The organism is Blautia sp. ZXY-1-B12 (assembly GCF_056339915.1).
Window position 1 is genome coordinate 1 of record NZ_JBWJVP010000028.1, and the last position, 22,475, is coordinate 22,475.

Here is a 22,475-nt window from a genome sequence, read left to right on the forward strand (position 1 = left end):
CCATATTGTTTTGATATTAACACAATATGGGAAATTTTTCAATCGCTCTTCTTGAGAACAGTCGTCATTAACTGTTGCTGAGTTACTGTTCGCTCCGTTCTCAGTAACGTAGTCAAAATTCATTCCATATGAAAAAACAGCGTCGAAAAATATTTCATTTCATGTGCATTTGCAGGATACTTAGATATTCTTGGCCGCCAAAAATCTGCGTTATGAGCCATCAAGGACACTGTCTGAGCGAAGCGAGTTTGTCCTTGATGGCTCATGCTTTTAGCAGATTTTTGACGGCTTAGAATATCTTAGTGTCCGAAACCGCACATGAAATGAAATATTTTTTGACGCGTCCCTACTGAATTAAAAAAAGCCCTCTGACCAGCATTCCCACATACCAGCCAAAGAACCTTTTTATACCAGGATTATCTTTTAAATTCCTAAAGCAATCTCCATCATCCTGTTAAATGAAGTCTGTCTGGCCTCCGCAGAAATTGCCTCGTCCCTGAAAACATGATCCGAAATCGTAAGAATCCCCAGTGCCTCCTTACCGGCTCTCGCAGCATTCATAAACAGCGCCGCACACTCCATCTCCACACAGAGAACCCCCATCTTTCTCCATGCCTTCGAACTCTCCGGATTATCTCCATAGAACACATCTGAAGATACAACAGAACCCACACGAACCGGTGTACCCTGTTCCTTCGCAACCTCTACTGCCCTTGCAACCAGTTCATAACTTGCTGTAGGAGCAAAAGTCCCCGGCAGCTGATACTGGCTTGCATAATTTGAATCCGTACATGCACTCATAGCGATCACAACGTCCATTACGCTTACATCATCCTGCAGCGCGCCCGCCGAACCGATACGGATGATCTTCTCTACATCATAAAAATTATAAAGCTCATAACTGTAAATACCCATAGACGGCATCCCCATACCGCTGCCCATGACAGATATCTGCTCACCCTTATAAGTTCCGGTATAACCAAACATATTTCTCACTGTGTTAAAACATACCGGATTCTCCAGATATGTCTCCGCAATATACTTCGCACGCAGCGGATCTCCCGGCATCAGAACCTTCTTTGCAATATCACCTTTCTTTGCACTGTTGTGTGGTGTTGGAATACTCATAATCACCCTCTCCTTTCCCGTAATGCTACATCACTGCATTATTTATCATCACCTGTAAGCCGCAGCACATCCCTGATCTCTTCTTCATCCATATCAAGAATGATTGCCAGCTCCTCTACACTGAACTTTGAACTTTCATCCTCTTCATCCTCTGTAAGTTCCCGGACTGCCGCTTCCAGCTTCTCCACCTTTGCTACCAGATAGTCATCCTCAAATTTCCTCTGTGTCTGCTCCTCGATAGCATGGCGGATCCCACACCGGATACGTCCAAGCAGCCATTTCTCATCTTTCTCTTCCGGTTCTTCCTCTCCCAGAGCCATCAGAAGGCTTATATTTGCCTCCTGAATCAGATCAGCGATAAAAATCTCCTCACAGTTCATTTCAACCGCCATTTCGGCTGCTGCATGCAGATACTTCTGTGACAGCTCTGCCTGTGCCAGAGCATCTCCCTTTGAAAGCAGTTCAAAAAGTTCTTCCGCACTTCTCTCTCCCTGCTCCTGTTCTTCAAGACCTTCCAGATATTCTTTCAGATATGCCTCTTCCTCCGCTGTCAGAGGAACTTTTTCTTCTTTTTCTTCGGATACTTCTTCCGGGCCGGTCTGAGATGTTGCTGAAATCTCCTCCGCACCTTCAATGGAAATACCTTTTAATTTTAAATACTGTAATATCTTGATCAGCTGTGACTTGTCCAGATCAAGTTCGCCAAAGCATTCCTTTATCTGTTCCGGTTTCAACACTTTGCCATTCTTCTCTCCAAGTTCACACACCTCTGTAAGTTTCTGCTGAAATTTCTGTATATCCATAGTCAAAATCTCCCTGTCCTGTTTATAACTTAACTATACAACAAAAAACTATGTCTGTAAAACAAAAAAAGCACCGTTTTAACCGGTACTTTTCTGAATGCGGATAACAGGACTTGAACCTGCACGGGAAGCCCACTGGTACCTAAAACCAGCGCGTCTGCCAATTCCGCCATATCCGCATTTTCTCATATTCTCAGAGTGTACCTGAAAAATCATTCTCGCACTCTGCAAAAGCAATAAAATAGCGGAAACCTCACAGAAGATTTCCGCTATTAATGAAGCATCGGGGATTCGAACCCCGGACAACTTGATTAAAAGTCAAGTGCTCTACCGACTGAGCTAATGCTCCATATAAAAGACTGGGCTAGCTGGATTCGAACCAGCGAATGCAGCAGTCAAAGTGCTGTGCCTTACCGCTTGGCGATAGCCCAAAGGCGAAGGGTGGATACAGGGATTCGAACCCTGGGCCTCCAGAGCCACAATCTGGCGCGCTAACCAACTGCGCTATACCCACCACAGCGTGCCTGAAGGGATTCGAACCCCCGACCCACGGCTTAGAAGGCCGTTGCTCTATCCAGCTGAGCTACAGACACATCTCTCTGTACATACAGAGAAGCGGGTGATGGGAATCGAACCCACGTATCTAGCTTGGAAGGCTAGTGTTCTACCATTGAACTACACCCGCATTTCGCTGAAACGGTAATGTTGTTGTTACAGCAGTCGGGGTGACAGGATTCGAACCTGCGGCCTCCTGGTCCCAAACCAGGCGCTCTAGCCAAGCTGAGCCACACCCCGCTGTTTTTCTTTATTTATTTGTGCTTCGTTGTCCGACGCAAGACATATTATATGTTAAGCAACCCCAAATGTCAACACCTTTTTTCAATTTTTTTTGATTTTTTTTAAAAAAGCGATTTTTTATCCCTCAAAAAGTCCCTGAAACCCGCTAAACACAAGGCTTTGCGGGCTTTTCACTTTTTTCGAAAAAATTGTTTTTTTTGTTCGCAAAAAGGGATTTTTTACTGGTTTTTGAGATTTTTTGTAAAAAAATATTTTTTTTGCACAATAAAAAAATCTTAACTTTTTTAATTTTTCTTCTATTCTTTTACTGTCACGTATCTGTAAAAAGAGGTATTGCCGTTATCCGATCAACAATACCTCAAAAATATACAGTCAGATGAGTCAGGCGGATATTCGCAACCTCCGCAAGTAACTTACCTGATTCAGTTAAATAATTTTTCAGAGGTATCTGATCTCGACCTGAGGATCTTTTCCCTCTTCTATCTGCATAACTGCATAGCTTGGTCTGCGGCCTCTCTGACGCGGGTAGGTAAGACTGCCGGGATTAATTATCAGAATCCCATCCTCATTCTCGATCACAGGCATGTGAGTATGACCATACATTGCAATCTTACATCCCTTAGCCTGCGCATTCTCAACAAGTTTATCATAATCCCGGGACACAAAATAATGATGTCCATGTGTAACCAGTATCTTATGTCCCTCCAGAGTAACCTCTTCCTCATAGGGAAGGTCTGTAAAAAAGTCATTATTTCCTGCGACAATCGTACATGGGCACTCTGCCAGTGCCTCAATGAAAATCTCTCTGCCTTCCACATCCCCGCAGTGGATCAGATAATCAAAGGGAGCTTCTCTGAGCACTGTCTCTTCCAGATTCTCATCCTGTCCATGAGTATCGCTGACGATCAGTACCTTCATTTCAGTTCATCCTTTATGGCACGTAATGCTTTTCCCCTGTGGCTGATCTTATTTTTCTCTTCGCCGGAAAGCTCTGCAAGAAGTACATCCATATTCCGGCAGGTAGAAGATCGGATCATAGCCGAAGCCGTTCTCTCCCTTCTCCTCATAGCCTATACGGCCTTCCATTGTTCCACGCACTGTTTTTACACTTCCATCCGGAAAAGCCGCTGCAACGGCGCATACGAACCTTGCAGTACGCTTCTCGTCCGGAACTCCGTTCAGTCTCTCTATCAGACTTGCATTTTTGATATGATATGAGGTATCTTCTCCCATATAACGGGCAGAATAAATGCCCGGCTCTTTATTCAGATAGTCAATCTCCAGACCGGAATCATCTGCCAGAGTGATCTCCCCTGTCAGTTCACAGATTGTCTTCGCCTTAATCACAGCATTTTCCTCAAAAGTAGAACCATTCTCTACAATATCTGCATGGATTCCCGCTTCTTTCATAGAAACAACCTCTACATCCATATCTGCAAGGATCTCGTGGATTTCTCTCATTTTATCCTGATTTCCGGTAGCAAAAATTATTTTTTTCATAATCCTTTGTATCCTCTTTTTATTTTGATTTTTCGCAATTACAGAAACACTCAGTTACGGTTTTTCTTTGGTGGACGTGGTCCAAGGAACTGATAGTAATAGGTCTTAAGCATACCATTATAGATCTTACGGTTTTTATCTGCTTTTCGCCCGATATCGTTCTCCGCTTTCTCATAAGATGTGATCAGATACATGGACCACTTGTCAAGCCTTTCATAGCTTTCCCCGATTTCACGATAAAGCTGAGTTAAATTCTCTTTTTCTTCCAGTCGTTCCCCATAAGGAGGGTTTGTGATGATGAATCCATATGGTTTGGGATGGCGGAGATCTTTTACCGCTCTCTGCTGGAAATGGATCAGCTTGTCCACACCTGCCATTTTTGCATTAGCTCTGGCAGCCTTCAACGCCTCAGGATCAATGTCAAAGCCCTGGATATCTGTTTCAATATTAAGATTTATCCTGTCCTGTGCCTCTTCATTTGCATCATACCAGCATTTTCTCGGAACCAGATGCTTCCATTCCTCAGCAAGGAAGGAACGGTTCATGCCGGGTGCAATATCTGCTGCCATCATTGCTGCTTCAATAGGAAAGGTACCGCTTCCGCAGAAAGGATCTACCAGAATCCTGTCTTTATTCCATGGCGTAAGCATGATCAGAGCAGATGCCAGTGTTTCTGTGATCGGAGCTTTCACTGTCATTTTACGATATCCTCTTTTATGCAGAGATACCCCTGAGGTATCAATACCGATCGTGGCCACATCTTTCATAAATGCCACGCGGATAGGAAAGCTTGCCCCATCCTCTTCAAACCAGGACACCCCGTATACGCCCTTCAGACGCTCTACAATGGCTTTTTTCATAATGGACTGGATATCAGACGGGCTAAAGAGCTTACTCTTCACAGAATTGGCCTTGGCAACCCAGAATTTCCCATCCTTGGGAATATAATTTTCCCATGGCAGGGCTTTTGTCTTTTCAAAAAGCTCGTCAAAGGTTTCTGCCTTTACTTCTGCTACTTTCAGCAGGATTCTTTCTGTGGAACGCAGAAAGATATTGGCATCTGCGATTCCCTGTGCATCTGCCTCGAATGTTACTTTTCCATCCTCTACTTTGGTAATCTCATAGCCCAGATCAAGGATCTCACGTTTCAGCACAGCTTCCATACCGAAATGACATGGAGCGATCAGTTCAAATTTTTCCATTCTTTATCCTTTCTATATGTAGATGGGACTTCCCTATAATTCTATGCTCTTAACAATATTTCCCTCAAAATCCTTAATTGTAAACACACCGTCCTCAAAGATCGCATATGTAGGCGGGTTTCCTTCTTTTGGAATGGAAACAGAACCCGGGTTGAGAAGTACATAGCCTTCTTTCTGCTCTGCTTTCAGTACATGGGTATGTCCATGGATCAGAATATCTCCTTCCTGGATTGGAGGCAGATTATTTTCATTGTAAATATGCCCATGTGTGGCATAAAAGGTTCTTCCATCCAGGTTCAGAATACAGTAGTCTGCCATAACCGGAAACTGCAGGACCATCTGATCGACCTCAGCTTCACAATTCCCACGTACAGCATAAATTTCTTTCTTCATGTCATTAAGCATGGAAATGACCTGTTTGGGAGCATATTCTCTGGGAAGATCATTTCTCGGGCCATGATAGAGCAGATCGCCCAGCAGTACCAGGCGTTCTGCCTTTTCTTCTTTATAGGCATCCAGCATTTTTTCTGCAGTAGTATGCAGAACCATGGACATCTGATGCAAACATATATTTCATAGTTTTGTGTCTCCTCTTTTATAGTGTGCCGACAAGTTGATTCTTGAAACAATCTTGCAGGATAAATTTTTTTATTTCAAGGCGGAGGAAGGAGGCGTAGCGGTGGCTACGGCGACCGACGACAACGCGGAAATAAGAAATTTAGACGCAAGATTGTTCGAGAAATCAACTTGTTGGCACAATAGGTATGCCGACAGATTGATTTCTGAAATAACCTGAAGATATACCGGTTCGTATTTTTTCTCTTACACCTTATCATGCTTATGGCGAAATTACAAGATTTCTTCCCCGATATGCTCCAAAACCGCCTATAACAGACCTGGTACAGTACCCAAGCTTTGCAAGCTGCCTTGCAAGCAGAAGGCTTGCCCCGCCCCTGTCGCAGTACAGAACCAGTATTTTCCCTTTTGGAAAGGCTGTATATCCGTCTATTTCTCCATATGGCATGTTTACGGCTCCTTTTACATGACTGTGCATATAAGACTCTTTTTCTCTCAGATCTATGATCAACGTGTCCCTTCGGCCCACATAATAATCCAGCATTTTTGCAGAAATCGTTTCCACCGGAAACATGGCAGACTCCTTTTTGTTATATCATATGATATCAGGGACAGATGTGCCACTGCCTGACAAAAAACAGCCGACACATAAATTGGCTCACAGCAGATCAGGAGGGGCATTTCCCCCTCCTGATCCAATCAATATCTGTCTTCTTCTGAGCTGTAAGACTGGGAAGTTTTATTTTTTGCTTTACTTCTACAATCTGTCTCGTTTTTGCTTTTCACACTGTTTTTTGCATTACCAGCATGGTTCATTTCATTGCCATAGCTGTTCTTATCTGAAGTTCCTGTGTAATTTCTGCTGTTTTTACTCTCAGATTCATAGTTTTTTGCCATTATTATTTTCCTCCTGATGAGATTTATCTGCCCGGATCTCCTGATACTCTGCAAAATCCGGTTTTTTTCTTCCACACTTCATCGCTGAAAGTGCTTCACATTGACTATTATCCCAAAAACCGGGGGGAATATTCATCAAAATATGTTGCTTTTTTCACCAAGCTATATTATAATCATAGCTGTAAAAAGAATTTACCCTTCAAAAATTTTTTTTACATAAACCCCTTATTTAATTATTTATACTCCCCTTGAAAGTCCCGGCAGCTCCCCTGCCGGGGCTTTCTCTTTGTATTTATTCGGCTGCGAATCACTTGATAACAATTTCAGAAAAACTGCAAAAAACAGCATCGCCGGTCTCATGATCTGCGATGCTGCTCTGTTTTTTATATTCTTCTTTTCCTATTCATTTTCATATGCGCCGGCAAACAGTTTGTTTCTCAACATTTACCAGATTTCAGACTCTACTGCTGCTCTTTCAATAGAAAGACCTTTCATATAGCTGTCCATAAATGCATTGAATCCAGCCACACCTTCCGGTTTTGGATCCAGTGTGCTGCTTTCCTGATCTGCAAACACTTTATTATCAAGGAAGCTTTCCAGAGTCTCACCTTCTTCTTTATTTACCAGATAAGAAGCAAGAAGTGCGATTCCCCACGCTCCGCCCTCACCTGCAGTAGCCATTACAGATACCGGTGCATTGACAGCATCTGCCAGAATCTGCTGTCCTACGCCTTTTGTCTTGAATAATCCTCCATGACCAAGAAGACGGTCTACTTTTACATTTTCTTTCTCAAACAGAAGGTTCAGACCTACCCTCATGGCTCCAAGGCATGTATACAGATTGGTTCTCATAAAGTTTGCAAGATTGAATTTGCTCTCAGGAGAACGTACAAATAACGGGCGTCCTTCTTCAAAGCCTGTCATATGCTCGCCTGAGAAATAGCAGTAAGACAGAAGTCCGCCACAGTCCGGATCTCCTTCAAGTGCTTTATTATAAAGGGTTCCGAACAGTTTGTTCATATCCCCTTCCATACCCATAGCTTCTGCAAACTCTTTAAATATATTTACCCATGCATTCAGGTCAGAAGTACAGTTGTTGGAATGAGCCATAGCTACCAGATGTCCGGACGGAGTGGTAACCATATCAATTTCTTTATAAGGTCTGGAAAGCTCTTTTTCCAGAACGATCATGGCAAATACAGAAGTTCCTGCGGAAACATTACCCGTACGTACTGCTACACTGTTTGTGGCAACCATGCCTGTTCCTGCATCACCTTCCGGAGGGCACATCGGGATTCCGGCTTTCAGTTTTCCTGTTACGTCGAGAAGTTTCGCACCTTCTTCTGTAAGAACACCGGCATCTTCACCTGCAACAAGGGCTTTCGGCATAATATCGCGAAGTTTCCATGAGAATCCATAAGGAGCAACCAGTTCATCGAATTTATCAACCATCTCCTGGTTGTAATCTGCCTTTGTGGTATCAATCGGGAACATACCTGCTGCGTCACCGATACCGAGAACTCTCTTTCCTGTCAGTTTCCAGTGGACATAAGCCTCCAGAGTTGTAATATAATCGATATCTTTTACATGTTCCTCGCCATTAAGAATTGCCTGGTACAGATGTGCGATACTCCATCTCTGAGGAATATTGTAATTAAACAGCTCCATCAGCTTTTCACTGGCTTCCCCTGTAATATTATTTCTCCATGTACGGAATGGTACAAGAAGTTCTCCCTCTTTGTTAAATGGCATATATCCATGCATCATGGCGCTGACGCCAAATGCACCTACAGATTCCAGTTCTATGTCATATTTTGCCTTCACATCCCTTGCCATATCCTGATAACAGTCCTGAATGCCTGTCCAGATATCATCAAGGCTATATGTCCAGACACCGTTTTCATAACGATTTTCCCATTCATGACCGCCAGATGCGATTGGCTGATTTTTATCATCTACAAGTACTGCTTTGATCCTGGTAGAACCAAATTCAATACCAAGCGCTGTTTTGTTAGCGAGAATCGCTGCTTTTGCTTCTGCTGCTCCCATTTTTATGTACCTCCCTGTTTCTCTGTTATTTATGATTACAGATCATTCGACAATCTATAATCATATATTGTTTGTACACCAATATTATTGCATTTCTTTTATTGTTTTACCATGGAAATTTTACGGTTTTAACATACTTTTTATTACTTTAAACTTCTCAGGGCGGCCATTCCAGGCAGTTAATTTCAGCCTGATATGACAGCCTCTGTATTAATTACAAAAATTATTATTTTCTGAATGCAAGTTCATTCCATCTCAGTTCATTCTTGAAATCACGAATATTTGTATCTTTATCAATGTAAACAGCTTCAATACCCATAGCTGCTGCCCAGTCACCCATCTGCTCTGCTGTCAGGTCATAGGAAAATGCTGTATGGTGGGCTCCGCCTGCAAGGATCCATGCTTCTGCACCTGTCTTAAGATTTGGCTGTGGTGTCCAGAATGCACTTCCTACAGGAAGCTTCGGCATCGGTTTCTCAACCTTCTTGCATTCCACATCGTTGATGATCAGACGGAAACGGTCTCCAAGATCGATCAGGGATGTTGCAATACCCGGGCCTGTCTTGCTTGTGAATACAAGTCTTGCAGGATCTTCTCTGTCACCCATGGAAAGCGGGCATACTTTAATGCCGATCTTACCATCTGCGACAGACGGGCATACCTCAAGCATATGAGACTGAAGGATTCCTTCTTTTCCAGGTACAAAGTTATATGTATAGTCTTCCATCATGGAAGTTCCTTTTGCATCTTTTACACCAGCTGTCATGATCTTCATCAGACGAACCATTGCAGCTGTCTTCCAGTCGCCTTCTGCACCGAATCCATAGCCTTTTTCCATAAGTCTCTGGATTGCAAGTCCGGGAAGCTGTTTAAGAGCACCCAGATCTCCAAAGTGTGTAACGATTGCCTGATAATTTTTCTCTTCCAGGAATTTCTCAAATCCGATCTCAATCTGAGCCTGAACTGCTACATGACGTTTAAATTCTTCCGGATCTCTTCCCTCAAGAAGAATATCATATTTGCTGTAGTATTCATCTACCAGCGCATCTACATCACCTTTAGCTACATCTTTTACATAATCAGCAATCTCATTTACAGGATAAGCATCAACTTCCCATCCGAATTTGATCTGTGCTTCTACTTTATCACCTTCTGTAACAGCTACGTTTCTCATGTTATCTGCTACACGACATACGCGGATATGGCTGCTCTCCATGATACCAACTGCTGTACGCATCCAGGAAGCAAGTCTTTCCTGAACATCTTTATCTGCCCAGTGTCCGACAATAACTTTTCTTTCGATTCCCATTCTTGTAACAATATGACCATATTCACGACCGCCATGAGCAGACTGGTTTTCATTCATAAAATCCATATCAATGGTATCATAAGGAATCTCCTCATTAAACTGTGTATGAAGATGGCAAAGCGGTTTTCTGTATTCTTTCAGACCAAGAATCCATGATTTTGCCGGTGAGAAAGTATGCATCCATGTGATAACACCTGCACAGTCCTCATCTGCATTTGCCTCATTAAATGTTTTACGGATCAGTTCGTTTGTGATCAGTGTTGGTTTCCATACTAATTCAAATGGAAGAACACCACTCTTGTTTAATTCCTCAACAATGATTCTGGAATGCTCAGCAACTTTTCTTAAGCACTCATCTCCGTAAAGATCCTGTGAACCTGTACAAAACCAGAACTTATAGTTTCTTCCTGTTTTCATGATAAAATTCCTCCCGGATTTATTTTTATTTTTTATTTATTTCATTTGTTTACAATATTTTTCTGCATGATCCCCGTATGATCAGTTCCGGATAAATCAGTCTTTCAACCTTACTTTCTTCTTCAGGAACTCCGTTGATCTTCTCAAGTATAAGCTCTGCTGCCATTTCTCCCAGCTTTTCCTGCGGATGAGCTATCGTTGTGATTCCGCTTCCTCGCTGAGCATACAGTGAATTGTCATAACCGGTAATGGAAATATCATCCGGTATCCTGACTCCCATTTTCTCCAGTTCTTCCATAACCTGAACAGCAATCTGATCATTGTAACAGACGATTCCATCCGGAAGCTGTCCGCTCTGTACCATTTCTTTTGCCATCAGTGCAGGTTTTACTTTCCTGTCCTCTGTATGAAACCAGACAACATCATCAGGATCATAGGCAATCCCTGACTCCTGTAAGGCCTTCACATATCCCTTGTGGCGCTCCAGTCCCTGCATATCGTCTGCCTTAAAGAAACCCTTGATCTTTTTATGTCCCAGTTCCAGCAGATATTTTGTTACAAGATAGCCTCCCTGTGCATCATCCATAAGAATATGAGGTTTATCCCTCATTTCTGAATAGATTCCCTGAATAAACACATACGGAATTTCAAATTTATCCAGATTCTGATAAAGATTTCTGTGTTTACAGATCATCTCACTTTTGCTTGGTTCAATGATCAGTCCATCAATATCTTTCTTCAGAAGTTCCTCCAGACATCTGGCCTCTTTCTGTCTGCTGTTTGCTGTGTTTTTCAGGATAATACTGTAACCGCTTTCTGAAAGGACATTATCCATTCCCTGTATCAGTCTCGGAAAAATATAATCAGAAATATATGTGGTCACTACCGCAATATTCTTTGAATTCTTTATATGGCGCATATTCTCAGAGCAATAAGTACCTCTTCCGTGAAATGCCTCTACATATCCGTCCTGCTCCAGGATTCCCAGTGCTTTACGAACTGTATGTCTACTCAAGGAATATTTCTGTGAAAGCTCGTTTTCTGAAGGAAGCTTCTCTCCCGGTCGGATAGCTCCTGACATAATATCACTTCTAAGCTGTTCCATCAGTGAGAAATATTTCGGCTTTCCATTATCTGTCATGTCTTCTTCCCTCCTGTATTTAGGATACAACTTGTACGCACGTACGAACAAGTTGTTTTTTATGCATAAATTATACAAAATATCGAGAGATTTTTCATTAGTTTTTTCCAAAACACCTCGAGGGATAGTGATGTGTGAACAGTAACAGTTCATCCTTTACGAAAGTTACCAATATCCGATTGATTTCAACATCACTTCGGCTCAGCTTTTTCTATACCATAACATTCATGGCAAATCCCATGTACCGCCATACGTATTTCTTTATCCAGACGTGAATTACAGGTGATCAGAGTCACCATTCTCTCCCTTTCATCAGGCTCTACTCCTGTGTCATACATGGAATTATTTTTCAATATAGATAATTGTCTCCTGTATGCAGGACTGGATAACTTGTATCCATATTCAAATGCCGGGCTTTGGGAAGATGCCTGTTCCACAGAAAAAATTTTGTACAGAAACTTTCTTTTTGGTGTTGTGATCTCAATTTCAGGACATTTTTTTAGAAATTCAGGCTGTTCATAACGGTTCAGATTTGCAAACATCATATTACCTTCTATATTATGCCCGTAAAGAATACTGTGGGAATCTGTGAAATTCTTTTTTATGTCATGTTCCAGAAAAATACATCCAAACAGATCTTCCTCTCCTCTGAAATTATGTTTCAGGTAATATTCATCATCTGCCGCCTGAACTACAGGATAAGAAATATCGGCTCCCGGGACAGTAATCCAGGCAACTGTCTGAGAGTTGATCTTTCTTAAATTTTCCCAGGAAATCCCGAAGGATTCCCTGATTTCATCTGTACAGTTTTTGTTTTTTGATTCAGAAGATCTTCTCTGTTTTTTCCTGCGTTTTTTTTCACTGTTTTTTGTACTGCTGTCTTCATCAGTTTTTTTGCCATCTGCCAATAATCCGGCACCTGCTCTGTTCTTCACCCCTGCCATTTTGGAAAGCTCTGCATATTCCTGCCTTGCTGCAAGATTCTGTTCATAACTTTTTATATAGAAGCCGGCACAATATATAAGAAGCCCAATTGCTGCTATGATCATACTTACTGCAAATGTTCTGAGTTTTTTCATTTCCGCGGCATACCCTTTATATTTCTTTTCCCGGAAACAGTTCTTCTGTAGATCACCACACCTCCTGTCAGCAGTCCCATTCCGATAAGTCCAAGAACAGCCATCATTTTAAACGGTCTGACATCTCCTGTTTTAGAACTTCCTGCCATGGAACCACCCTGATAGCTTCCGTATCCACCCGAATTTCCGTAACTGCTGCCTCCGTTTCCGGAAGTTGTGCCTCCATTATTTCCACCATTGTAAGATGCCAACGGTGCTTTCGTCGGTACAGGAGTCATTTTCGGGCAGGTTCCCGGTACAGATGGTGTTGGTGTGGCTTTTGGCTGCTCCGTCGGTTTCGGTACTTCTGTAGGTTTTGGTGTCTCTGTCGGCTTTGGTGTTTCTGTTGGTTTCGGTGTTGCAGACGGTGTTGGTGTGGCAGTGGGTTCTGCTTTTGTTTTCACATATACCTCCTGCTGCGCCGCAATTTCCGGTGAAATATCTCCTCTTGCTTTCGCTGTGTTTACAATTTTTTCAGGCTCTGTGCTTTCTGTTTTAAATACCACTTCATAGCAGACTTCAATTTTATCCATATCTGACAACGATGCTCCTGTCTGAATTACAAATCCTGTATCATCTGCCTCTATTTTGGCATCTTTCAGCTCTATGCCGTTTTTCTTCACAAAAATGCTGTCTTTTACAATAGAAGCCCCTTGGGTTTCCAGTTTATCTTCGATAACAATATTCTGATCTGTGACATCCTCACGCAGTTGTCTTACTGTCAGCTTATAGTATCCTTTCTCACCGGACGCATACTCTTTCTTATCTGATTCCTTCACAATTTCCAGAATCGGACTGTGTACCTCTGTCTCTGTTTCCCCGGTTGCAGGTATCTTTTCACTGCTGTCTGCAACTGCAGTATTGTGCACTTTCTGTCCTGCCAGGGCTGCATCAATCACTGCTGCCTGATATTCCACGATCATACTTTTCTGTTCCTGACAGTCCAGAGGATTATACATTACCTGCTCAAAAAGACCGCCTTTATCATTATCGCAGATACTATATCTGCTGTCCCTGACCAGTGTCCTGCCTGTTGACATCAGGAAAGTATTATCATCATTGATCTGTACATCAGCATCTGCCACATTTCCTTTCTCATCCATCAGAATCACCGAATCCTTCAGAAGACGTACTCCCTGAGTATCGATCACATCCTGCAGAGTAACATTACGCGCCACACATCCGGTCTGCTCCTGTGTCAGGACAATGCGGTATGTAATAATATCACCATATTTGTAAAATGGTTTGTCCGTCGTCTTCTCTACGTTAAGAACAGGCGAGTTCACCCAGATTTTTGAGGAGTCCTTTACTTTCTGTGCATTATCTGCATACGCCTGTGCTGTATTTACAATCTCCATCCCATTTACGCTTTCCTGCGCAGTACAGCGGAAATTAACAGTCACAGGTGTCTGATACGGAAGATCTGAAATCGTCACGATCCATCCGGTTCCCTGACGTGTAACCTGACAGCTGACCGGTTTTTCCACTGTTTCTTTATAATTTTCCGGATTCAGCTGATTTCCTGCATCATCAGTTCCTGCCACCGGATTCTGAATAACAGCCGGAACACCGCTTACAGTAACAGCATCTTCAGCTCCGTCCAGAGCCAGCCCTTCAGGAAGGGAAAGATCACTGATCACAAGATTTCTTGCGATAGATCCCTTCTGAAGATTATTAACCGTAACCTGATAATTCACCTGTTCTCCTACCCGAAATTCATTTTCCGCACGTCCGTCCCCGGCTGCCAGATATGGATTCTGAAAACTTTTCTCAATAGAAAGAACTGCTGTATTTACATACACTTCTGCGTCATCCTGTGAAACAGGGGCATTCTGCGCCTGCACATTGGCAACATTAATGCTTTCCATTCCATTTGCCGCTTCCGCAACTGTGCAAAGGAAAGAAATCATAACCGGAGTATTTGCCGGAAGATCTGAAATGTTCAGTCTCCATCCGCTTCCCTCCTGAAGAAATTCATAATTCACCGGTTTCTCTGATGTCTCATTATAAAATTCCGGATTGAGCTGGTTCAAAACATCTTTGGTCCCTGCTGTCAGCTGCGTAATATTCTGTGGGATTCCGCTTACCGATACATCCTCTGCCGATGAAAGCGCAAGTCCTGCCGGCATACCGGTATCCCAGACAGTTACGTTCCGGGCCACTGTACCTGCTTTTTTATTCTCCACCACCACATTGTACTGTACCTGTTCTCCGACCTGCCATTCATAATGATCTGCAGATTTCTCAATCCAGAATTCTCCTGAATTTACATATACTTCTGCATCATCAGATCTCTCATCTGTATTAGCAGCTTTTACAGTTGCTGCATTTACGCTTTCGTGTCCATTTGCCTCTTCCTGTGCGATACAATGGAAAATAATCGTTACAGGCTGACTGTATGGCACATAAGAACAATAAAAGGAAAATCCGTTCTCATCTGCATTCAACTGAGAATCCACAGATCTCGCTTCATATGCCTGTCCTGTTTTCTTATCCGGTACGGGATAGTTTACCTGTTGCTGAACTCCCAGTACTTCCATGCTCTGTGCACCACCTGCCAGAACCAGTCCCTGCGGCAGACCAATATCAGTAATAGTTACATCTTTTGCAATTGTTCCTGCCGTTACATTATTCACCACGATCCGGTAAGCTACCTGCTCTCCTGCCTGCCATTCATATTTGTCTGCTGTTTTATCAATTTCAAGCTGTGGACTGTTCGGCCATACTTCTGCCATATCCTTTCTGGATTCCTGTTCTCCTGTCTCAGGATTGATCAGATTATCCGCTGTTGCAGTCACAATATTTTCCCATTCCTGTCCATTGGAATCCGCAGATGCCTGACATTTAAAACGGATTGTGATCGTCTCCCCATACTTCAGGGACGGACACTCTGCTTTCCATCCATTTTCTCCCTGTCCGGTAAGCGTACAGTTCTCGCCTCCCTGACTTGTCTCTACAGCATACTGCCCTTCCAGAAACTGCAGACATGATGGAAGCTCGTCTGTAATAACAACATTTACTGCTTTTACATCCTGTTTTGTCTGAGAAACCAGAACCTCATAATCTATGATATCTCCCGTTTTCCATTCATACTGAGAAGTATTTTTCTTTACTTCCAGTTCCGGTGGAATCACACCCTTTACCCACACTGTTTCCGTATCCATTGTATCTCCGCTTCCGTTTGTACGTTCATAACTCATGGATGCATGGTTTGGTACAAGAATACTGTATCCATCCTCTGCAAGGTATTTTGAAATGTTAATTTCTGATTCCGGTCTCTGGCGTACTTTTAAAGTAAATGTGTAAGTCTGATTATCTGTAAATGCTTCATCCTGAAGGCTCTCTGCTTTGGCCCTGCAGGTCACTTTCTGTCCTTCAACAGCAACATCAAACCAGTCTGTCACTGTCTGCCCTGCATCATTCACAATACTGACTTTTGATGCATCCTCTATAGTAAGACAATCCTCAAGTATATCCTGTACCACAAAGGATTTCAGTCTATTGGGTGTCACCTCCGCCCGGATCATATACTGGAATTCTTGTCCCTGACGAATGCCAAAAGGTTTTTCTTTTGATGTGGCAGCTGCCTGTTCCCATGTACAGTTTGCCTCTCCCACACGTTTCTCAGGCGCTTTTTTCATCTCAACATCACCGAAACAATAGGATGTAAAATCAAAATATGCATATGCTTTGCAGTATTTCTGTCCTTTAAAGTTCGGACAATAACTGTTGCCTGATGGATCCAGATATTTATTTCTTGTAATCTCTGCCCATCTTTCCTGAGAACCGGCTTTTGCAATGGCATCTTCACGACTTTTATCCCATTTATCCAGTCTGAACTGATGACAGAATTCTACCGTAAAATTATCTGTATTATAAAAAAGATTCAGCCATCCTCTCGGATCATCCGGCTCAACGGAACCAAGGGGTGAGCTTACAGAATTCCCATCTACCGTCAGATAATCATTGTTTTTCAGAACATATGCATTATCCAGACTGCTGTCTGACGGAATACGGACTCCCTGTCCCGCATCAATATCACGTATGGTTCCATGGCCACTGATCGGCAGTGTTTCTTCTGTTCCATGCTTCAGAAACTGAAACTTAACCTTTGCGTATCCTACAGAATAAATAAATACACCGATACTGTTTTTGGAAAAGCCAACCATTGGATAAGCTTCATTATCTTTCCATGCAAACGTAGCTCCGCCTTTATTCTGAACAATCGATTCTGCAGTGCGCAGATCATAACGGGGTTCTGCATTCTCTACCCCCACAAGAATGAGTCTGACATCAACAATATTTCCATTTCCATCTTTTCCTACATTGTTATAACGCATCCCTGCGCTTCCGGCTTTATAGTCCGCTCCTACACGAACGCACTCTGTGTCACGTTCACTTTTTCCATTGTCTGAAAAAGCTTCCCTGTCCAGATTATCACACCCAAAAGATTCATATGTGGTAATTCCGGGCTGAAACTTCATGTTAAAGCGATAACCATAATCTACCACCTTGTCACTGTCCCATGTTTCTACAGTTAACGGTGCCGCCTGAGTTACGCAGACAGGCACAAGCCCCAGAATTGCCTGCAGAATAAAAAGCATTGCAAGCAGCAAAGCTCCAAGGCGTTCTTTCAGTTTGAAATTGTGTTTCATTTTCCGTCTCCTTTCCGAACAAAAAATATAAAATGAATGTGGGATTTTTCCCTGCACCTGGCAGGATTAAAGAATAGAAATAAGTTGAGATTGTATGATTATAAATATTCAAGGGGAATTAATATCGTGAAACAAGAACGTTTACACTTAAGATTTTAAGATTCTGCGCAGGGTTTCTTTTCTGAAACCCTGCACAGATTTTCATTGATCATTTCTTTTCTTCAGCCATGAAAGAAAATAAAGAATAATTGCAAGAATAATAAAAAACGGAATCGCAACTCCGATTATCAGTATCAGTAAAACAATTATAACAGCCGCCGCTGCAATAACAACAGCCTTGCCATGCCAGGTAGAAAGATCGATTACTTTTTTCCATCTTTTCTCCTGCTGATGAGGAAGCTCTGTCTCATTGCCATAACTACTTCCGTAAGAAGAATACTCTCCGTAATCTTCCTGTGTACTTCCATCATCTGTATCGATCAGAGTTTTTGCTATCAGATGCGGGTCTCCCAGTTCCTGCAGTACTTCCTGCTCTGAACGTCCGCCACGTACCTGAGACTGTATATAATCTTCATAATACCTGATATGTGCTGCTGCTTTGCCCTCCTGCATCTGCCCGGCAAGCTGGCTTCTCAGGATTTCCAAAAATTCTTTTCTGTTCATCTTCTACACTCCATTTTGCCAGAAATACATATCAAAACTCTACTGCTCTCTCCGTTATCAGTAACGTTCGTACTCTTATTTTACCATATATACCGCAGGTAGCAACTAATATAATCATAAACTTTTTATGAAATTCTTATAAACACATATATCGTTTTGGAAATAACACTGCAAATCCACTCGGATTCTCCTGCTTTCGTCATTTTCCGACAATTTTTGCATACATCTCCGGTCTGCGGTCTCTGAAAAGTCCCCAGTTCAGTCTGTCTGCCTTTAATGCATCCAGGTCAAAAGTGCTTACAAGCACCCCCTCTTCCCCTCCGGGCAGTTCTGCACAGAGAGCACCTGTGTTGTCTGTGATAAAAGAAGAGCCGTAAAAATTAAGAGCAGATTTCTGCATTCCGTTTTCCGGACATGGCTCTACTGTTTCCTCACCGATTCTGTTGGCAGCGATCACAGGGATCAGGTTGGAGGCAGCGTGTCCCTGCATACATCTTCTCCAGTGTTCCATGCTGTCGCATTCCAGGATGGGTTCACTTCCGATGGCAGTGGGATAAAGAGAAGCTCTGCTCCCTGCAGTGCCATACATCTTGCCGTTTCCGGGAACCACTGATCCCAGCAGATTCCAACTCCAATGGTTCCAAATCTGGTATCAAAAACCTTAAAGCCGGTATCTCCCGGTGTGAAATAGAATTTTTCCTGATAATAATGGTCATCCGGAATATGTGTTTTCCGATAAATGCCGAGATTCTTTCCATCTGCATCCAGAACCGCAACGCTGTTATAAGTATTATTGACCTCTTTTTCATAAAAGCTGACCGGAATCACAATCCCCAACTCTGCCGCTACCCTGCTGAAATGACGCACTGCAGGGTTTTCCTCTGCAGTCTGCGCATATTCATAATACTCATATCTGCGCTCCTGGCAGAAATAGGGCCGTTCAAAAAGCTCCGGCAGAAGAACAATCTCAGCTCCCTTTGCTGCTGCCTGACGCACCAGTTCCTCTGCATGGGCAATATTTTTCTCCACACTTTTACTGCATTTCATCTGAACTGCTGCCACTGTTACATTTCTCATCCTGTCTGTTCCTCCTGCTCCTGTTTACATAAGTAAGTTTTTTCATAACTTTCAGGTAATAACCCTCAAACACATGACTCTCAAAGTTTTCTGCATCAAGGTCAGATATTTTTTCCGGGAATCTGCTGGGTGATACAGTGAATATTTCCACCGCCAACAATGATGGCTCTGGCATCAATGGGATAAATCCTTCTTTCAGGAAAACACTTCTGCAGAATCTCCACTGCCCTTTTGTCATTTTCATCCCCAAATTGTGGAAGGATGATCCCTCCATTGGAAATATAGAAATTCACGTAACTGGCAGCCATCCGTTCTCCTGCTTCCCGTTCGTCTTCTCCCTCTTCAAACACAAAGCCATCCACATCTTCCTGGGTAAGGCAGACCGGTTTCTGAGGAATCGGAAGCTTATGAATCTTAAATTTTCTGCCCTTTGCATCTGTTTCCTGTTCCAGCACCTTCAGATCAGCCAAAGACATGGCATACTGCGGATCTGTCTCATCCTCTGTCCATGCAAGCACAACCTCTCCGGGCCTTACAAAAGCGCACACGTTATCCACATGCTCATTGGTTTCATCCTGATAGATTCCACATGGAAGCCAGATAATCTTGTGGACACCGAGCCAGTACTTCAACTGTTCCTCTATCTGTTCCCTGCTCATCTGAGGATTGCGTCCCTGACTCAGAAGACAGGCCTCTGTAACAATCAGAGTCCCCTCTCCGTCAGAATGGATGGAACCGCCCTCCAGCACAAAAGGTCTGGCATCCAGACATGGACAACCGAGAGTCCTGCAGATAAAGGCAGCCACCCTGTCATCCTTTTCCCAGTTCCGGTAAAGCCCGTCAAAGGTACCTCCCCAGGCATTAAACTGCCAGTCAACTCCACAGACCGCCCCTTTCTCATCCAGAACCATGGTTGCTCCCACATCTCTGGCCCAGGCGTCATCTGTCTCGCATTCCAGCAAAGTCACACCGGAAACATTCCCAAGCTGATTCTTTGCATTCTCCATCTGAGCTTTGGAAACCAGCATATACACCTTTTCGCTCACTCCAATAGCCTCTGCAACTTTCACAAATGCTTTCTGTGCTTCCCTTGCCCCATAATTCCAGGAACCGGGACGTTCCGGCCAGATCATCACACATCCCTCATGAGGCTCAAATTCTCCGGGCATACGATATTTTGTTCTGTTCTTCTCTGTAACTTCCATGTCTGTCTCCTTTTCTTTGATAGCCCGGCAGATATCAGGAAAGCCGGCTCTTAAAGTCTTCGTATCCGAAATGTCTGATAACCTCACACTCTCCGTCCTCATGCATAACCGCAATATCCGGCAGCGGCATACCGTTAAATGTATTATTCTTCACCATAGAATAAATCGCCATATCCATAAAATACAGCTTGTCCCCGATCTGGATCTCTCTGTCAAAGGAATAATCTCCGATCACATCTCCTGCCAGGCAGGTGCAGGAAGATAAGCGGTAGGTATATGCCTTCTCCCCTGCTTCCCCGCTGTCCTTAAGAGGCGGACGATAGGGCATCTCCAGCACATCCGGCATATGGCAGGCTGCAGAAGCATCCAAAATCAGCGTTCTGATCTCATTTTCCACAATGTCCATAACCTCTGTCACCAGATATCCGGCATTCAGGGCAACAGCCTCCCCGGGCTCCAGATAAATATCCAGATCATAGGTTTCCTTCATATGCTGAATACATTTTTCCAGGAGCTTTACATTATAATCCTCTCTGGTAATATGATGTCCGCCACCCATATTCAGCCAGGAAACCTCAGACAGAAATTCTCCAAACTTCTCCTCTACCGCCTGCAATGTTTTCTCCAGGTCATCCGCATTCTGTTCGCAGAGCGTATGAAAATGCAGTCCGTCGATCCATTTCAGACATTCCCCGTCAAAGTTCTCTCTGGTAACCCCCAGCCTTGAACCCGGCGCACAGGGATCATAGATCGCATGATCCCCCTGAGTGGAGCATTCCGGATTAATACGGAGTCCCAGACTGGCTCCGGTACACACTTCTTTAAATTTCTTCAGCTGTGCTGTGGAATTAAAGATAATATGGTCACAGATCCGATCCAGTTCCTCTATATCTTCTGTACGGTAAGCAGGGGAAAAAACATGATTCTCTTTCCCCATCTCTTCATATCCAAGCCTTGCCTCAAACAGACCGCTGGCAGTGGTACCTGCCAGATATTTTCCGATCATGGGATACAGAGCAAAACCGGAAAACGCTTTCTGCGCCAGAAGGATCTTACACCCGGTATCCTCCTGGACTTTTTTCAAAATCTCCAGATTCTCCCGCATCTTCTTCTCATCGATCACATAGCAGGGAGTTTGCAGTTGATTAATCTTCATTGGCTTTCCAGACCTTTACCAGTTCAGGATCTTCGCAGACTTTCCATGGAAGTCCCCATTTGTTCAGTGCTTCCATATATGGATCCGGATCAAATTCTTCCACATTAAATACACCCGGCTTCTTCCACTGTCCGGTCACTACCATCATGGAACCGATCATAGCCGGAACACCTGTTGTATAGGAGATTGCCTGGGATTCCACCTCTTTATAGCATTCCTGATGATCACATACATTATAAATATAAATACTTTTCTCTTTTCCGTCCTTAACACCTGTGAAAATACAGCCGATATTTGTTTTACCCACTGTTCTCGGACCCAAAGATGCAGGATCCGGCAGAAGAGCTTTCAAAAACTGGATCGGCACGATCTCCTGTCCATTAAATTCCACAGGTGCGGTGGAAAGCATTCCTACATTTTCCAGACATTTCATATGTGTCAGATAGCTCTGTCCGAATGTCATAAAGAAACGGATCCTCTGTACTCCCGGAATATTTTTTGCCAGTGATTCAATCTCTTCATGATGAAGAAGATACATATCCTTCTTTCCTACCTCAGGGAAATCATAGACAGATTTAAATTCCATAGGCTCTGTTTCTACCCAATGTCCGTCTTCCCAGTAGGAACCATTTGCGGAAACCTCTCGAAGATTGATCTCCGGGTTAAAGTTTGTGGCAAAAGGATATCCATGATCACCGCCGTTACAGTCCAGAATATCAATGGTATGGATTTCATCAAAATAATGCTTCAAGGCATAGGCACTGAATACACTGGTAACACC

General features: G+C 43.3%; 15 protein-coding genes, 7 tRNA genes and 3 pseudogenes. All 25 read right to left on the reverse strand.

The features are described 5' to 3' along the window. Positions 1-423 precede the first annotated feature (423 nt). On the reverse strand, positions 424-1,128 hold the full coding sequence (gene deoD / locus AC075L_RS02605; RefSeq protein ID WP_025581186.1) for a purine-nucleoside phosphorylase: 705 nt from the start codon (positions 1,126-1,128) through the stop codon (positions 424-426). Between the two features lie 38 nt (positions 1,129-1,166). Then, positions 1,167-1,931: a hypothetical protein gene (locus AC075L_RS02610; protein WP_055150503.1), complete on the reverse strand. Its 765-nt coding sequence runs from the start codon at positions 1,929-1,931 to the stop codon at positions 1,167-1,169. Between the two features lie 98 nt (positions 1,932-2,029). Continuing rightward, positions 2,030-2,110: transfer RNA gene (locus AC075L_RS02615), tRNA-Leu, on the reverse strand. A 97-nt stretch (positions 2,111-2,207) separates the two neighbouring features. After that, positions 2,208-2,280 (reverse strand) — tRNA-Lys (locus AC075L_RS02620). Positions 2,281-2,290: 10 nt separating this feature from the next. Beyond that, positions 2,291-2,362 (reverse strand) — tRNA-Gln (locus tag AC075L_RS02625). 9 nt (positions 2,363-2,371) lie between these two features. After that, a tRNA-His gene (locus tag AC075L_RS02630) sits at positions 2,372-2,445 on the reverse strand. Between the two features lie 5 nt (positions 2,446-2,450). Then, positions 2,451-2,524 (reverse strand) — tRNA-Arg (locus AC075L_RS02635). A gap of 21 nt (positions 2,525-2,545) precedes the next feature. Beyond that, positions 2,546-2,616 (reverse strand) — tRNA-Gly (locus tag AC075L_RS02640). Positions 2,617-2,651: 35 nt separating this feature from the next. Continuing rightward, positions 2,652-2,726 (reverse strand) — tRNA-Pro (locus tag AC075L_RS02645). Between the two features lie 441 nt (positions 2,727-3,167). Beyond that, on the reverse strand, positions 3,168-3,647 hold the full coding sequence (locus AC075L_RS02650; protein WP_025581184.1) for a metallophosphoesterase family protein: 480 nt from the start codon (positions 3,645-3,647) through the stop codon (positions 3,168-3,170). Further along, positions 3,644-4,229 (reverse strand): annotated as a pseudogene (locus tag AC075L_RS02655) (XTP/dITP diphosphatase). The gene AC075L_RS02650 and the pseudogene AC075L_RS02655 overlap by 4 nt, the downstream one beginning before the upstream one ends. Before the next feature lie 50 nt (positions 4,230-4,279). Beyond that, the gene (locus AC075L_RS02660) at positions 4,280-5,431 is read right to left on the reverse strand and encodes a THUMP domain-containing class I SAM-dependent RNA methyltransferase (protein WP_055059933.1); all 1,152 of its coding nucleotides are present in this window, start codon (positions 5,429-5,431) and stop codon (positions 4,280-4,282) included. Between the two features lie 33 nt (positions 5,432-5,464). Further along, positions 5,465-6,008, reverse strand: a pseudogene (gene yfcE, locus AC075L_RS02665) (phosphodiesterase). A gap of 261 nt (positions 6,009-6,269) precedes the next feature. After that, positions 6,270-6,581: a rhodanese-like domain-containing protein gene (locus AC075L_RS02670; RefSeq protein ID WP_025581338.1), complete on the reverse strand. Its 312-nt coding sequence runs from the start codon at positions 6,579-6,581 to the stop codon at positions 6,270-6,272. A 125-nt stretch (positions 6,582-6,706) separates the two neighbouring features. Beyond that, entirely contained in the window at positions 6,707-6,904 is a 198-nt protein-coding gene (locus AC075L_RS02675; RefSeq protein ID WP_022379894.1) for a hypothetical protein, read from the reverse strand. A gap of 444 nt (positions 6,905-7,348) precedes the next feature. After that, the gene (locus AC075L_RS02680; protein ID WP_173704478.1) at positions 7,349-8,953 is read right to left on the reverse strand and encodes a xylulokinase; all 1,605 of its coding nucleotides are present in this window, start codon (positions 8,951-8,953) and stop codon (positions 7,349-7,351) included. 226 nt (positions 8,954-9,179) lie between these two features. Continuing rightward, positions 9,180-10,679, reverse strand: a complete 1,500-nt coding sequence (gene araA / locus AC075L_RS02685; RefSeq protein ID WP_008708151.1) for an L-arabinose isomerase — start codon at positions 10,677-10,679, stop codon at positions 9,180-9,182. A gap of 49 nt (positions 10,680-10,728) precedes the next feature. Next, entirely contained in the window at positions 10,729-11,820 is a 1,092-nt protein-coding gene (locus tag AC075L_RS02690; RefSeq protein ID WP_008708150.1) for a GntR family transcriptional regulator, read from the reverse strand. A gap of 191 nt (positions 11,821-12,011) precedes the next feature. Next, positions 12,012-12,899, reverse strand: coding sequence for a class B sortase (srtB, locus tag AC075L_RS02695; protein WP_055053064.1), 888 nt, complete (start codon positions 12,897-12,899; stop codon positions 12,012-12,014). Next, positions 12,896-17,593, reverse strand: coding sequence for an isopeptide-forming domain-containing fimbrial protein (locus AC075L_RS02700; RefSeq protein WP_118566449.1), 4,698 nt, complete (start codon positions 17,591-17,593; stop codon positions 12,896-12,898). Before AC075L_RS02700 ends, srtB begins: the two co-directional genes overlap by 4 nt. A 201-nt stretch (positions 17,594-17,794) precedes the next feature. After that, a complete protein-coding gene (locus tag AC075L_RS02705) occupies positions 17,795-18,256 on the reverse strand; it encodes a DUF1700 domain-containing protein (protein ID WP_008708147.1) in 462 nt (153 codons plus the stop codon). Between the two features lie 199 nt (positions 18,257-18,455). After that, positions 18,456-19,333: pseudogene (gene aguB / locus AC075L_RS02710) on the reverse strand (N-carbamoylputrescine amidase). 101 nt (positions 19,334-19,434) lie between these two features. After that, entirely contained in the window at positions 19,435-20,538 is a 1,104-nt protein-coding gene (gene aguA, locus AC075L_RS02715; protein WP_008708142.1) for an agmatine deiminase, read from the reverse strand. 34 nt (positions 20,539-20,572) lie between these two features. Then, positions 20,573-21,694, reverse strand: coding sequence for a carboxynorspermidine decarboxylase (gene nspC, locus AC075L_RS02720; protein ID WP_008708141.1), 1,122 nt, complete (start codon positions 21,692-21,694; stop codon positions 20,573-20,575). After that, on the reverse strand, positions 21,684-22,475 hold a 792-nt coding region (locus AC075L_RS02725; RefSeq protein ID WP_476387093.1), incomplete at its 5' end, for a saccharopine dehydrogenase family protein. The genes AC075L_RS02725 and nspC, both read right to left, overlap by 11 nt.

Bases quoted from the DNA above. Each gene is read 5' to 3' on its own strand.
- AC075L_RS02705 (WP_008708147.1), bottom strand. From the start codon at position 18,256: ATGAACAGAAAAGAATTTTTGGAAATCCTGAGAAGCCAGCTTGCCGGG.
- AC075L_RS02690 (WP_008708150.1), bottom strand. From the start codon at position 11,820: ATGACAGATAATGGAAAGCCGAAATATTTCTCACTGATGGAACAGCTT.
- AC075L_RS02610 (WP_055150503.1), bottom strand. From the start codon at position 1,931: ATGGATATACAGAAATTTCAGCAGAAACTTACAGAGGTGTGTGAACTT.
- AC075L_RS02680 (WP_173704478.1), bottom strand. From the start codon at position 8,953: ATGGGAGCAGCAGAAGCAAAAGCAGCGATTCTCGCTAACAAAACAGCG.
- deoD (WP_025581186.1), bottom strand. From the start codon at position 1,128: ATGAGTATTCCAACACCACACAACAGTGCAAAGAAAGGTGATATTGCA.
- araA (WP_008708151.1), bottom strand. From the start codon at position 10,679: ATGAAAACAGGAAGAAACTATAAGTTCTGGTTTTGTACAGGTTCACAG.
- AC075L_RS02650 (WP_025581184.1), bottom strand. From the start codon at position 3,647: ATGAAGGTACTGATCGTCAGCGATACTCATGGACAGGATGAGAATCTG.
- aguA (WP_008708142.1), bottom strand. From the start codon at position 20,538: ATGGAAGTTACAGAGAAGAACAGAACAAAATATCGTATGCCCGGAGAA.
- AC075L_RS02700 (WP_118566449.1), bottom strand. From the start codon at position 17,593: ATGAAACACAATTTCAAACTGAAAGAACGCCTTGGAGCTTTGCTGCTT.
- AC075L_RS02660 (WP_055059933.1), bottom strand. From the start codon at position 5,431: ATGGAAAAATTTGAACTGATCGCTCCATGTCATTTCGGTATGGAAGCT.
- srtB (WP_055053064.1), bottom strand. From the start codon at position 12,899: ATGAAAAAACTCAGAACATTTGCAGTAAGTATGATCATAGCAGCAATT.
- nspC (WP_008708141.1), bottom strand. From the start codon at position 21,694: ATGAAGATTAATCAACTGCAAACTCCCTGCTATGTGATCGATGAGAAG.
- AC075L_RS02675 (WP_022379894.1), bottom strand. From the start codon at position 6,904: ATGGCAAAAAACTATGAATCTGAGAGTAAAAACAGCAGAAATTACACA.
- AC075L_RS02670 (WP_025581338.1), bottom strand. From the start codon at position 6,581: ATGTTTCCGGTGGAAACGATTTCTGCAAAAATGCTGGATTATTATGTG.